This is a genomic window from Klebsiella sp. GN_Kp190, assembly GCF_040061795.1.
In the GTDB taxonomy this organism is placed as follows: Bacteria; Pseudomonadota; Gammaproteobacteria; order Enterobacterales; family Enterobacteriaceae; genus Klebsiella; species Klebsiella michiganensis.
The window spans coordinates 91,120-104,644 of the sequence record NZ_JBEAFN010000014.1 but is presented as its reverse complement, the minus strand read 5'-3'; the positions used below and the strand labels follow the sequence as shown (position 1 = coordinate 104,644).

Annotated in this window: 9 protein-coding genes; 5 read left to right on the top strand and 4 right to left on the bottom strand. The window is 52.4% G+C overall.

The window, feature by feature from the left end; all coding sequences use genetic code 11:
* Positions 1 to 2: 2 nt before the first annotated feature.
* Positions 3 to 1,361 (bottom strand): glycosyl hydrolase family 28 protein, encoded by a 1,359-nt coding sequence (locus ABLU67_RS11745; RefSeq protein ID WP_046878249.1) that lies wholly within the window; start codon positions 1,359 to 1,361, stop codon positions 3 to 5.
* Between the two features lie 422 nt (positions 1,362 to 1,783).
* On the opposite strand from ABLU67_RS11745, the gene ABLU67_RS11740 reads away from it, so the two are divergent.
* Positions 1,784 to 3,238: an MFS transporter gene (locus tag ABLU67_RS11740; RefSeq protein ID WP_025106613.1), complete on the top strand. Its 1,455-nt coding sequence runs from the start codon at positions 1,784 to 1,786 to the stop codon at positions 3,236 to 3,238.
* A complete protein-coding gene (locus ABLU67_RS11735) occupies positions 3,213 to 4,310 on the top strand; it encodes a glycoside hydrolase family 88 protein (protein WP_032693135.1) in 1,098 nt (365 codons plus the stop codon). The genes ABLU67_RS11740 and ABLU67_RS11735 overlap by 26 nt, the downstream gene beginning before the upstream one ends.
* A gap of 3 nt (positions 4,311 to 4,313) precedes the next feature.
* Here the strand turns inward: ABLU67_RS11735 and ABLU67_RS11730 are convergent, their stop codons facing one another.
* A complete protein-coding gene (locus tag ABLU67_RS11730; RefSeq protein ID WP_348852304.1) occupies positions 4,314 to 5,987 on the bottom strand; it encodes a hypothetical protein in 1,674 nt (557 codons plus the stop codon).
* A gap of 177 nt (positions 5,988 to 6,164) precedes the next feature.
* Between ABLU67_RS11730 and ppk1 the strand changes: the two genes are divergently transcribed.
* Together ppk1 and ppx are read left to right on the top strand one after the other, a co-directional pair.
* Complete coding sequence (gene ppk1, locus ABLU67_RS11725; RefSeq protein ID WP_004123499.1) at positions 6,165 to 8,225, top strand: polyphosphate kinase 1; 2,061 nt, start codon at positions 6,165 to 6,167, stop codon at positions 8,223 to 8,225.
* 3 nt (positions 8,226 to 8,228) lie between these two features.
* The gene (gene ppx / locus ABLU67_RS11720) at positions 8,229 to 9,770 is read left to right on the top strand and encodes an exopolyphosphatase (protein WP_064358819.1); all 1,542 of its coding nucleotides are present in this window, start codon (positions 8,229 to 8,231) and stop codon (positions 9,768 to 9,770) included.
* 39 nt (positions 9,771 to 9,809) lie between these two features.
* Here the strand turns inward: ppx and ABLU67_RS11715 are convergent, their stop codons facing one another.
* Positions 9,810 to 12,029 carry an EAL domain-containing protein gene (locus ABLU67_RS11715; protein WP_025106610.1) on the bottom strand — a complete coding sequence of 740 codons (2,220 nt, stop codon included), beginning with the start codon at positions 12,027 to 12,029 and terminating at the stop codon, positions 9,810 to 9,812.
* Positions 12,030 to 12,399: 370 nt separating this feature from the next.
* Here ABLU67_RS11715 and ABLU67_RS11710 point away from each other — a divergent pair, with 370 nt between their 5' ends.
* Positions 12,400 to 12,591, top strand: coding sequence for a YfgG family protein (locus ABLU67_RS11710; RefSeq protein ID WP_048260607.1), 192 nt, complete (start codon positions 12,400 to 12,402; stop codon positions 12,589 to 12,591).
* A gap of 14 nt (positions 12,592 to 12,605) precedes the next feature.
* On the opposite strand, the gene ABLU67_RS11705 is transcribed toward ABLU67_RS11710, so the two are convergent.
* The gene (locus tag ABLU67_RS11705) at positions 12,606 to 13,493 is read right to left on the bottom strand and encodes a LysR family transcriptional regulator (RefSeq protein WP_014230353.1); all 888 of its coding nucleotides are present in this window, start codon (positions 13,491 to 13,493) and stop codon (positions 12,606 to 12,608) included.
* Between the last annotated feature and the right edge of the window lie 32 nt (positions 13,494 to 13,525).

Below are 13,525 nucleotides of genomic sequence, written 5' to 3'. Positions count from 1 at the left end.
GCTCAGGTTTCCCGCACGGATGACCGCTCGCATTTTTCCAGACACAGCGCTTGCGTATTCCAGCCTGCCGGTAGGGGAACTGGACGCTGCCAATCAAGTTCTGTGATGACTAAATCGGAAACCCCCTGCGCAAACAGGACGGGTAGCCCTCCGGGATAGGGTTCGACTCCCCAGGCCTTTCCCGTTTCTGGGTTGAGGCACCAGGCGTTATCGATACCCATTCCCGTTGGCGAAAGAGGATTACACGGCGGACGAATATCATAATTCCCCTGCCAACCGTGGCAATGCAGTCGCTGGGTAAGCTGAATACTCTCGAGTCGTATTCGGTTGATCATGGAAGGGGTTTCACTGTGCATATTGATGGCGCCTTCACATTCTCCGCAAAGCCCACGAAACTGGATTTGCGTAATCTCACCGGGCTCGATCTGCGGATTCCTGCGGCGCGCGGAGAGGAAAATCGGGTCCGCCTCCCCCCAGTGACAGGCTGGCGCCGCCACACACTCAAAAGTCATGCTGGTAAAGAGCATTCTTCGTAGCCGGCCGCCATCTCGTGAAATCAGGCCGATACCGCGATTCGAATCATAGATAGTGCAGTTGCTGACCACAATATCTTCAATATCTTGCCAGGTTTCCGTGCCGATTTTAAAAGCGCAGCTTTTTGAGCGCAGGGTACAATTGACGATCGTCACCTGACGTAGAGGACGTTGGATAGCCGCCGGTTTATCGGTGGTTTTCAGACAAATTGCATCGTCCGCCGCACTAAAAAAACTATTAGCAACGTGTACCTGCTGACAGCTATCGATATCCAGCGCATCAGTATTTGCCATTGTCAGATCGTTATCGACGGTAATGCCATCAATCACCACCTGTGAACATGAAACAAGATGAATTGTCCACATCGGCGCATGGTGTATACAGATATTTTCCAGCCTGACCCGCTGGCAATTTTCCAGAAGAATCATGCGCGGCCGCTGTTCGGCGGGCGTGCGATAGCCCATATCATCAACCGATGAGGAGAACCAACCATCGGCATTACCGTAAATAGTACCGCCCCCACAAATCGAGATATTTTCGGCATCCTGGGCATAGAGGAAAGCCCGGTCTGAGCACTCTGCGCGGCTTAAGGCCACCGCCTGGGTGAAGTCAGCATAATTATCGCTGACGATGAGTTCTGCACCGGGTGACAACCACAGGCAGGTGTTTGACCCCATGCGTAACCCGCCAAGGTAATATTTTCCACTTTCCACCACCAGCGTACCGCCGCCCGCTTGCGATAAGGTATCCAGCGCTTTTTGAAAAATCTCAGTGTCGCGAGTAATACCATCTGCGTGCGGATGCCAGTTTGAAAGAAAAATGTTCATAGGATTTCCTGAGATGAAATGGAAATGCTATCTGAACACAGTCATTATCGATCGCCGTAGGGCAAAACAGCATCGACATAAGTAATCTGTCGCCGTTCTCACAACGTCCTTTTTTCCCGCAGTGCATCTGTGATTTCGGACACATTTCTTCTCGCTCCTTCCGCAGAAATAGCGATGGCTATCACATTTCATTTTTTCGCCCGTCCTAATACTGCCGGCCATATCACGCTATTTATTTCATTTAATCCGCTTTCTCCGCCCCGCTCTCAGTTCTTAACAAAAGCGCCTTAATGACGATTCCGCAAAATTTTCACCTCTTTTACTGTGCTACTTCCTCTTTACTGACAGAAGAGACAGGAAAAATGACGAGGACAGTAACGGCACCACGGGAAGTAAAAACACGCAATATTCTCTGCTGGGGGATGGGCGATATCTTCGGCAGCGGGGCAATGACGATCACCGGGCTTTGGCTGCTTTATTTTTATATTGAAGTGGCGGGCCTTTCTCCCGCCGCCGCCGCATCCATCTTTGCGATCGCCAAAATTTGGGATGGCATCACCGACCCGATCATGGGTTATATCACCGACAATATTCGCACGCGCTGGGGGCGACGCCGAATATTCTTTATTATCGGCGCGCCGCTCTCCTTTTGCTTTGCCCTGATGTGGGTAAGCGGTTTTGGCTATTCCTGGTATCTTGGTACTTATTTGTTATTCAGCACCGTTTTTACCCTCTTGATGGTGCCCTACGATACGCTGCCTGCGGAGATGACCTCGCGTTACGATCTGCGTTCAAAAATGTCTGGCGCGCGGATGCTATTTGCCCAGGCGACAGCGTTTTTATCTGCACTTATCCCAGGACAAATTTTGGCGCACGTCGCCGATAAATCGCAGGCATTTTTATATATCGGCCTGGTCTTTTCCGTACTCTTCGCCCTACCGTGGATCTTCGTTTGGCGGGGAACCTGGGAACGGGAGAATCTCCCGCCGCCTTCGACTCAGCGCGGGATGGGGAAAACAATTATTTCGCTGTATCGAGAAATGGCTTCAACTTTCCGTTTACGTACTTTTCGCATTCACATCATGATGTACGTTGGCGGAGCCGTCGCCCTGGATATTTTCGGCTCGCTGTTTATGCACTATCTTACATATGTACTTCAGGTCGGCGCATCCTTAGCTTCCCAGGCAATGAGCCTGATGACGCTATTTCAATTTTTTGCCATCCCTTTCTTTACCTGGCTTTGTATTCGCATCGGCAACGGCAACGCCTACAAACTGGCAATTGCACTGATTATGTGCGCTCTACTGTGGTTCAGCCAGCTTTCCGCCTCCATTAGCCATTTATCAGGGTTCTTATTCGGCGGGGCCATCGTGATGGGCATCGCACGCGGCGGAACCTATCTTATCCCATGGAACGTCTACAACTTTTTACCTGATGTGGATGAAGCTTATACCGGCGTCAGACGTGAAGGCATTTACGCGGGCGTCATGATGCTAACGCGCAAATTTTCCCAGGCCCTCGCCCTGTTTATTGTTGGACTGGCGCTGGAGGCGTTTGGCTTTACCAAAGGCGCAGAGTCGCAAGATGCCGCCGCGCTAAACGGCATCTGGTGGGTATTCCTTATCGGACCGGGTTTACTCACTCTGCTGGCGATGTACGGCGCGTTTCGCTTTCGTCTAAGCCAGGAGTGTCATAAGACGCTTACCTTCGAGCTAGAGCGTCTGCGGTCTGGCGGTAAACCCGAAGATGCATCAACACAGGTACGACAAACCGTAGAGTTACTTACCGGGCATCCGCATATGAATACCCACTGGCAGCATACAGCTGAAACGACAGCGCAAAGGAATCACTATGTCGCAGAAAATAAGCCATCCTGAAATCATCCGTCTTATCGAAAAACTGATCGATAGCCTCACCGCAATTCAGGATGACAATGGTCAATTCCTGCAGCGCCTGCCTGACGGGCGCGTGATTGATACAAAAGGCTGGGCTGGATGGGAATGGACACATGGTATCGGCTTGTTTGGTCTCTACCGCTACCATGAACTTACCGGCTCATCTCGCGCCAGGCAGATTATTGACGACTGGTTCAGCGCCCGTTTCGCCGAAGGAACGCCGGAGAAGAATATTAATACCGCGATCCCTTTTTTGACGCTTGCCAGTCGCTACCAGCAGGACGCTCGTCACGAATGGCGCGCGTATCTGGAAGTGTGGGGAGATGCGCTTTATCGTCAGATTCCGCGCACTGATGAAGGCTGCATGCAGCATGTCACCTACGAAAACGCGCATTATCAGCAAATCTGGGATGACACCTTGATGATGGCGGTCCTGCCTCTGGCCAGGATTGGGCTTTTATTGCAAAAACCTTACTGGGTAGAAGAAGCAAAATTTCAATTTCTACAGCACATTCACTACCTTACGGATAGAAAAAGTGGTTTATGGTTTCACGGCTGGAATTTCGACGGCAGGCATCATTTTGCCGGTGCCCGATGGGCTCGTGGCAATAGCTGGATAACACTGGCGATTCCTGAACTACTGGAAATGCTCAATCTTGATGAGCATGACGCCTTCTATCGCCAGCTCTGTAACATCCTGCAGGGCCAGGTATCCGCCCTCGCCCGCTGTCAATGTGAAAACGGGCTATGGCCGACGCTATTAGATGATGCAACAAGCTACGCTGAAGCCTCAGCAACAGGGGGATTTGCAGCCGGTATCCTGAAAGCGATACGTCTCGGCTACCTGGACGACAGCTATCTACCCGTTGCCGAACGAGCAATCGCAGGCATTATTGAGCATATCTCGCCGGAGGGAGAGTTAACCCAGGTTTCATTTGGCACGGCAATGGGACACGACCTTGACCATTACCGACGAATCCCCCTAACTGCGATGCCATATGGCCAGGCGCTGGCGATGCTCAGCCTGGTCGAGGCTTTATACCGCACGCGTTAATACCTAATGCCTGAGTGCCGATAGTTCGCTACTCAGGCTATCAGCCAGGCTACGAACCCGACCCGCATCGAACATGATATAAAACCCAGGCGATGCTTCGTTCATCTGCTGGCAAAGCATCTCCATTTCGGATGCCCCCTGATACAACGCCTGCACGTTGATATGGCAGATTTCTCTCATACTCCAGCTATTCTCCACCTCACGAGCAAAATGCAGCGTAAAAAAAGCTTTCTGTGCATGCGTGAACAGCTGACAGTAGAGTGCGAGCCCCCGCCATTCATTCTGCCAGAGCCGATAGAGCGCCGTGGGAAACGCGGCATTCTCGGCAAACTCCAGCGCCTGCGCGCATAGCTTCAGGGCATCTGCCGCTACCTCATCCTTCTCTTGCGCAATTCGCGTGAGGTTTTCCATCGATATTTGCGGATCGTCACGCGTGAAGTGGATATCCTGGGCCGACCCCGGCAGCCAGTGATTACGCGCCAGCTGGCTGTACAAACTCCATACTGCCTGACCATAGCTTTCCGGTAGCTGACTATGGCGGTGAAAAACGTGATCGCGAACATAAATCGCCTGGTAAAGCACCTCCGTTGCCTGCTCAAGTAGCTGCTGAAAACGGCGGGCGACTGTAACATCGGGGCACCAGCCGTAACGCTCAGCCAGCCAGAGATCCAACAGCTGCTCCTGGGTCTTTCCCGCACCATGACCTAACAGCTGGCTACAGGCAAACAGATTGCATTCGCTTAACGTTTCCGGTATCCAGTGGTTATCAACGCTCTCCCAACTGGTTTTGCATATCGCACCGGTGATTCTGGGATTCGCGCTTTGGCACCACAGCAGTCGGCCTTTTAACTCATCAATGCGCAAGAAAGGCATAACGCCCCAGCCCACCTCTTCGCCTGCTAAATCAATATCAACCCAGACGTCTCGCATAGTGACCTGAAGCAGTGCGGGATTATTTGGAAATGCTGGCCAGAAACGTTCTGGCGTTAACTTGATCGATACCGAAACGGTTGGCGGAAGCGGCTCGATAGCATCGAGAACGGTACCAAGATCATCATTACTTGCAGGGAAAACCCGCAAAACCAGATGTTTATTTTGTGCGGTAACCACCTGGCTGAGCGCTTGAAAACAACGGCGATAGAGCACAAAGCTTTGCGACGGTTGCCGGGTATTTTCAGGTTCATCCCTGGCGTTTATATCCCATTTAGGGCGCGTAATCGGCAATAAACCATCGGTGCTGGAAAGCGCAATAATTAACCCTGTTAAAGCTGGAATTCCCTGACAAACGCCGCGAATTTTGTCTGTCAGCCAGCGGCTCCAGAAATCCACATCAAAAAGGATCCCTTGCTGGTTATCCAGTAGATACTTATGCGACAACAGCAATTCCGTTGGGAAACCCAGCTCTTTTGCCTGTAAATAAAATCGCAGCCCCTGCTCACGGCAATACATGGCGAGACGATTAAGGTAGATACAGCGCGCTCTCTGCTGGCTGGAAACGCTATCGTTATAGTGAAAAGGCGTATATCCCTTCGGGGACACCAGCTTACCGAAGAGATCTGCCTGCCCCACCACGATAGTATTAAAGCCATGCTGAGAGGCATACCTGACCAGATTGCATACCGATGACCAGTTCCATATATCCTGATTATTCAGTTCTAACGCCCGCGTCTCCCACATGGTTTTGCTCCTGAATCTCACCTTGCCTTGAACATAACGTAAGTCGTGAAAATCGTCTGTTTTTCTTCGCTATATACTGAAAGAAAACAGTCATACTTCTTTGACATAATTGGACATTCAGTGGCAAAGCTCGCCATAATGAAAAAGCAACATACATCTACCGGAGTGTGAGCTGTAATGGGCCAGGAAAAGCTATACATCGAAAAAGAACTCAGCTGGTTATCCTTTAACGAGCGCGTACTTCAGGAAGCGGCGGACAAAAGCAACCCGCTGATCGAGCGCATGCGCTTTTTAGGGATTTACTCCAATAACCTCGATGAATTTTATAAAGTGCGCTTTGCCGAGCTGAAGCGCCGCATCATCATCAGCGAAGAACAAGGCAGTACCGCACACTCTCGCCATCTGCTGGGCAAAATTCAGGCCCGCGTGCTCAAGGCCGATCAGGAGTTTGACGGCTTATACAACGAGCTGCTGCTGGAAATGGCGCGTAACCAGATTTTCCTGATCAACGAACGCCAGCTCTCCGTCAACCAGCAGTCCTGGCTGCGTAACTACTTCAAGCTGTATCTTCGTCAGCACATCACGCCAATCCTGATTAACCGCGAAACGGATCTGGTGCAGTTCCTGAAGGATGATTACACCTACCTGGCCGTCGAGATTATTCGCGGGGATACCATCAATTACGCGCTGCTTGAAATTCCGTCAGACAAGGTGCCGCGTTTTGTGAACCTGCCGCCGGAAGCGCCTCGCCGCCGCAAGCCGATGATTCTGTTAGATAACATCCTGCGCTACTGCCTGGATGATATCTTCAAGGGCTTTTTTGATTACGACGCGCTGAACGCCTACTCGATGAAAATGACCCGTGACGCCGAATACGATCTGGTGCACGAGATGGAATCGAGCCTGATGGAGCTGATGTCCTCCAGCCTGAAACAGCGCCTGACCGCCGAGCCGGTGCGCTTCGTTTATCAGCGCGATATGCCCGACGCGATGGTCGAAATGCTGCGCGATAAGCTCTCCATCTCCAACTACGATTCAATGCTGCCGGGCGGTCGTTACCACAACTTTAAAGACTTTATCGGCTTCCCGAACGTCGGCAAAGCCAATCTGGTTAACAAACCGATGCCGCGTCTGCGTCATCTGTGGTTTGATAAATTCCGCAACGGCTTTGACGCAATCCGCGAACGCGACGTGCTGCTTTACTACCCGTACCATACGTTTGAACACGTCCTTGAGCTGCTGCGCCAGGCCTCTTTCGACCCAAGCGTGCTGGCTATCAAAATCAACATCTATCGCGTCGCGAAAGATTCACGGATTATCGACTCGATGATTCACGCCGCCCACAACGGTAAGAAAGTGACGGTGGTCGTGGAGCTGCAGGCGCGTTTCGATGAAGAAGCCAATATTCATTGGGCTAAACGCCTGACCGAAGCCGGCGTGCACGTTATCTTCTCCGCGCCGGGCCTCAAGATCCACGCCAAGCTGTTCCTGGTTTCGCGCAAAGAGGGCGATGAAGTCGTGCGCTATGCGCATATCGGCACCGGCAACTTCAACGAAAAAACCGCGCGTCTTTACACCGACTACTCGCTGCTGACCGCCGATGCGCGCATCACCAATGAAGTCCGCCGGGTATTTAACTTTATCGAAAACCCCTACCGCCCGGTCAGCTTCGATTATCTGCTGGTGTCGCCGCAAAACTCGCGTCGCCTGCTTTATGAGATGATCGATCGTGAAATCGCCAACGCGCAAAATGGCCAGCCGTCGGGCATCATGCTGAAGCTGAACAACCTGGTCGATAAGGGGCTGGTAGACCGTCTCTACGCCGCTTCCAGCTCCGGCGTGCCGGTTAATTTGCTTATTCGCGGTATGTGCTCGCTGATCCCCGGTCTGGAAGGAATCAGCGAAAACATTCGCGTGACCAGCATTGTTGACCGTTTCCTTGAGCATGACCGCGTTTATTGCTTTGAAAACGGCGGCGATAAGCAGGTTTGGCTATCGTCCGCGGACTGGATGACGCGCAATATTGACTATCGTATCGAAGTGGCCGCGCCGCTGCTGGATCCGCGCCTGAAACAGCGGGTGCTGGATATTTTCGATCTGCTCTTCAACGATACGGTGAAAGCACGCTATCTTGATAAAGAACTGAGTAATCGCTACGTGCCGCGCGGCAATCGCCGCAAAGTGCGCGCACAGATGGCGATATACGACTACCTCAAATCACTTGAACAGCCCGATTAACCTATGCCAATAAACGAAAATGCCCCTCGGCCGCAGGAGTTCGCTGCGGTCGACCTCGGTTCGAACAGTTTTCATATGGTGATCGCCCGTGTCGTTGACGGGGCAATGCAGATCATCGGTCGTCTGAAGCAGCGCGTACATCTGGCCGACGGCCTGGATGAAAACTCTGTACTGAGCGAAGAGGCTATTGCGCGCGGGCTGAACTGCCTGTCGCTGTTCGCCGAGCGCCTGCAGGGTTTTGACCCATCAAGCGTCTGTATCGTCGGCACGCACACGCTGCGCCAGGCGACAAACGCCGCAGATTTCCTCAAACGCGCGGAGCAGGTCATCCCCTACCCGATCGAAATCATTCCCGGCAACGAAGAAGCGCGTCTGATTTTTATGGGCGTGGAGCACACGCAGCCGGAGCGAGGCCGTAAGCTGGTCATCGATATCGGCGGCGGCTCTACCGAGCTGGTTATAGGCGAGGATTTCGAGCCTCGCCTGGTGGAAAGCCGCCGTATGGGCTGCGTGAGCTTCTCTCAGGCCTACTTTGCTGGCGGCGTCATCAACAAAGAGAATTTCCAGCGCGCGCGTCTTTCCGCCGTGCAGAAGCTGGAAACTCTGGCCTGGCAGTTCCGCATCCAGGGGTGGAACGTCGCCCTGGGCGCGTCGGGCACCATTAAAGCCGCTCACGAAGTGCTGGTGGCCATGGGCGAGAAAGACGGCTTCATCACTCCCGAGCGCCTCGAGATGCTGGTCGAAGAGCTGCTGAAGTATAAAAACTTCGACTCGCTAAGCCTGCCCGGGCTGTCTGAAGATCGGAAAGCCGTTTTTGCGCCCGGTCTGGCTATCCTGTGCGGGGTGTTTGACGCGCTGGCGATTAAAGAGCTGCGCTTGTCCGACGGCGCGCTGCGCGAAGGCGTACTGTACGAGATGGAAGGACGTTTCCGTCACCAGGATATCCGTAGCCGCACCGCGCAGAGCCTGGCGAACCAGTACAATATCGATCGCGAGCAGGCGCGTCGGGTGCTGGAGACCACCACGCATATTTATGAGCAATGGCAGGAGCAGAATCCCAAGCTCGCGAACCCCCATCTGGCGGCGCTGCTGAAATGGGCGACCATGCTGCATGAAGTCGGCTTGAATATTAACCACAGCGGCATGCACCGTCATTCGGCTTATATCCTGCAAAACAGCGATCTGCCGGGCTTTAATCAGGAACAGCAGATGCTGATGGCCACCTTAGTTCGCTATCACCGTAAAGCGATTAAGCTGGATGATTTACCGCGTTTCACGCTGTTCAAGAAGAAGCAGTTTCTGCCGTTAATTCAGCTGCTGCGCCTTGGCGTGCTGCTGAATAACCAGCGTCAGGCAACGACAACGCCGCCGAGCCTTACGCTGAAAACCGAGGCAAACCACTGGACGCTAACCTTCCCGCACGACTGGTTTAGCCAGAATGCGCTGGTGCTGCTCGATCTGGAAAAAGAGCAGGAATACTGGGAAGGGGTACCTGACTGGTGGCTGAAAATCAGCGAAGAAGAGAAGCCTGACGCGGCAAGCTAGTTTCGCGCATATGGGCCGGACGTCCGGCCCATTCGCTTATCAATCCTCAACCAGCGCCTCAAGCGGGGCCGGTTTGCCGATATCATAGCCCTGCATATAATCAATCCCCAGCGAAACCACAGCCTGCCGAATCTCGGGCGTTTCGACATATTCGGCCACCACCTGCATATTTTTCATCCTCGCCAGAAGGCAAATAGAGGCAACGGCCTGATAGTCCAGACTGCTGGTCACCAGATTACGAATAAAACTACCGTCGATTTTCAGCAGATCCGCATTCATCGTTTTCAGCCGCGCGTAGCTGGCATAGCCGGTGCCAAAGTCATCAATCGCTACCCGACAGCCCAGGTCCTGAAGCTGCGCCAGGGTTTTCCGCGCCTGCTCGGGATTGGTCAGTGAATGGTTCTCCGTCAGCTCAAAAATAATCTGCCAGGGCTCAATGTCATAATGCTCCAGCAGCGTTTTTACCTGCTGATGAAAATAACTGTTACTCACTGAAAACGGCGAGATATTTATCGCCAGGCGCATTCCAGGAAGCTTTTTGCGCCGCTTGTCCATAAAGATCAGCGTATGTTCGAGGACCCAGCTATCGATACGCGCCGACAGTCCAAACTCGTGCGCCACCGGTAAAAAGACATCCGGCATGATGATTTCATCGTTGTCGTTCAGCATTCTCAGCAGAACTTCATGATAGCTATCCCCCCGGATGCCGACGATCGGTTGTGCCATCAGAACGAAGCGATCGTGCTCCAGCGCCTTCACCAGCTGATTCATTATCATGACTTTGTCTTTCAGCTCCTGCTGCGTATTAATGGCGCCGCGACGCTGTAAATTTTCAGGACTTCCGGTCGCCAGGGAAAGGTCAGCCGCGCCGCTGAGTTCTCCAAGCAGTAAATGCAGATGCATCACCGGAGAGCGAACGTTGCAATAGCTGAATCCCACGGGCGGCTGCAGCGGCATACCGTTCCAGACAAAGCGAAACTTTTTGAGATGGTCAAACAGCAGGGGGACTCGCTGCTGATGGTCTTCACTGTGCAGATGGATAACCAGCTCGTGCCCGGCCATCTGATAGATATCCTCCCCGGGCTGCAATAGATCGCCAAGCGACTCGGCCAGCAGCTGCTTGTACTGAATGCGCAACAGAACGCCGTAATGGCGGCCCAATATTTCCAGCTCGGGAATGCGTAAGAAGCACAGTACTGACCAGGAGGATTTATTTAACGCCCGGCTCAGCGCGCGGATATTGGGCAAGCGTACAACCGGATCAATGAAGGCCATCCGCCGCATCCGCGCATAAAAAATTCTCTGCTGCGTCGCCAGCATCGCCATATAGGCGATAATAAATGAAAACACCAGATAGCTTGAGGAGATAATAGCCAGCTGATTACTGTAAATCGGTGAATGCGGGAGATATTGATAATGAAAGTGGATAATAACAATTAATATAGGGGACCAGACCAATGAAATGAAGCGATAGCCAAAACGCATCGCCCCCCACAGCATCACCGGCATAAGCAAGGACAAGGTATAATTTGTACTAAAAATAGTGCTCGTACTACTTAGCGGCATTAATAGCAAAACTAATAAAATTAACAGCACTACCGCCCATAAAATAAACTCAAAGTACTTTATTTTCGGATCGATCTGCAGGCGAATCTGAGAAACAAAACCCCGAATATAGAGCGGGTTGCGGATAATTCGAATCAGAAAGTAGCATAGCGGCACGCCGGTCAGGCATCCGGCCATCAGGGCCTGAAAGGTGATAAGCGAACGCAAACTTAAGGGGTTGACCCCGATCAACCCGGTCGCGCGAGGATGGATCCCCAAATACTCGGCGAGCTGGGAAAGGATAAGAAAGATCAGTGATGGCAGCAACATTTGCCAGAACAATCGCTGAGGCATCAGTCGCACATTGCCATGCGAGATTTGCTGTCTTCGCGGGACAAAAACGCGATACCCGCCCCAGCAAAGGACGGTCGGAATAAGAAAATGGAAAATCACGCCGATGGAATCTTCCAGCGCCATGCCGCGCGTAATGGAAAGCAGCAAACCGACAACGATCCCCGGTAAAGCAGCCCAGCCGAAAAACAGCATCAGGCTCAGCACTAACGCCAGAGGTAAATAGTAAAGATAAACTTCATTACCATTCAGTACAGCAACGGTGTTCGCCCATCTTGCCAGGGGGAGTAAAAGGATGGGTAAGATGAGCGGCAGCGACCACCATTTATCCCGATATCGTCTGTAAAGTTTAATAATGTTCATAGATGCTCTACGGATAACCCTAAATCCTGCAGGGTATATTCAGGCAGGCATCCAACCAACCGTCATAATCGCGCAAGGAATAACAACGCGGAACTGGCTGGTGATTTTAGTTGTCGGTGAGAATAGACGATTGATATAAATCAAAAAATCACGTCGCTAATATTAATAATGTCTTTTTTTTAACATCAATTTGCGATAAGCAGAAAGCATGTAAATACGAGGATTATCTTATATAACATTAATTAATGTTTTACCCCTGGGATTTTTACATCCTCATCAATTGACCCTTCCGCGTTACTGTGCCTTAATACGCACATCGCCCATCCTTTGGGTATACTTTAAGGAACCTTTTGTGAGTCAGGCACCCAGTATGCGTAAACGACATCGATTTAACCGTCGCATGACCCGTATCGTACTGCTTATCAGCTTTATCTTCTTCTTTGGACGCTTTGTCTACTCCTCCATCGGTGCCTGGTACCATCATCAGGACAAAAAGCAATCGCAGCAATCCACTATCACCGCTGAACCTTCAGATCCGCTAAAAACGCCGGTACAAAAATAAGCGCGGTACGCTGTTCAGCAACCGGCCTGAGAGAGCAAACGCAGCACTTCAGCGATGCCTTTGCTGATGATTTTATCCTGCCGCATGACGATGCCTAACTGCCGATACAGGCGCGGAGTCAACGATTGCACGTTCAGGCCGACGCGATCCTGCGGATCCTCTACCGCCATACGCGGCACGATGCTGTATCCCAGCCCCGCTCGCACCATGCGCTTAATCGCCTCAATGCTGCCTAACTGCATGACTGGCACGACCATCAGTCCATTATGGCGAAACCAGCCGTCAATCAGATCCCGGGTTCCGCTCCCCGCTTCAAAAGCAATTAGCGGCAATGATTGCAGAACCTCTGGCGTCAGCGGCGAGGGCAGGTCGTCCTGAGCATCGCTAAAAATACCGACAAACTCTTCATCTAAAACTGGCGTCACCGCCAGGCTGCGTCCGTTCGCCGGAAGCGTACAAAGGCCCAGATCAAGCCGGTTCTCCTCGATAGCCCGAACCACTTCCAGGGTATTGCCAACCGTGACCCTCACCGTCAGCAGAGGGTGATCCTGATGCAGCTTCTGCAGCAGCGGCGGTAACAGGTGGATACAGGCGGTCGCCCCGGTACCCAACGTTATCGAGCCGCTGATTTCTCGATTGAATTCGCTAACCGATTGCACTGCCGCGCCCACCGCCAGTTCAATCCGCTCGCTGTGCGCCAGCAGGGCGATGCCGGCCGCCGTCGCTTTGATGCCTCGTCCTGTTCGCTCAAGCAGTCTGGTTTGGAGAAATTGTTCCAGCTGACGTACCTGCAGACTTACCGCAGGCTGCGACAGCCCCAGCAGGTCAGCTGCGGCGGAAAAGCTTCCGCGCTGTACCACCAGGCGGAACGTCGCCAGATTTCCCAGATTGAGCGTCATCATCACAAAGTTTCTCTTATAAGGGTCATAAATGG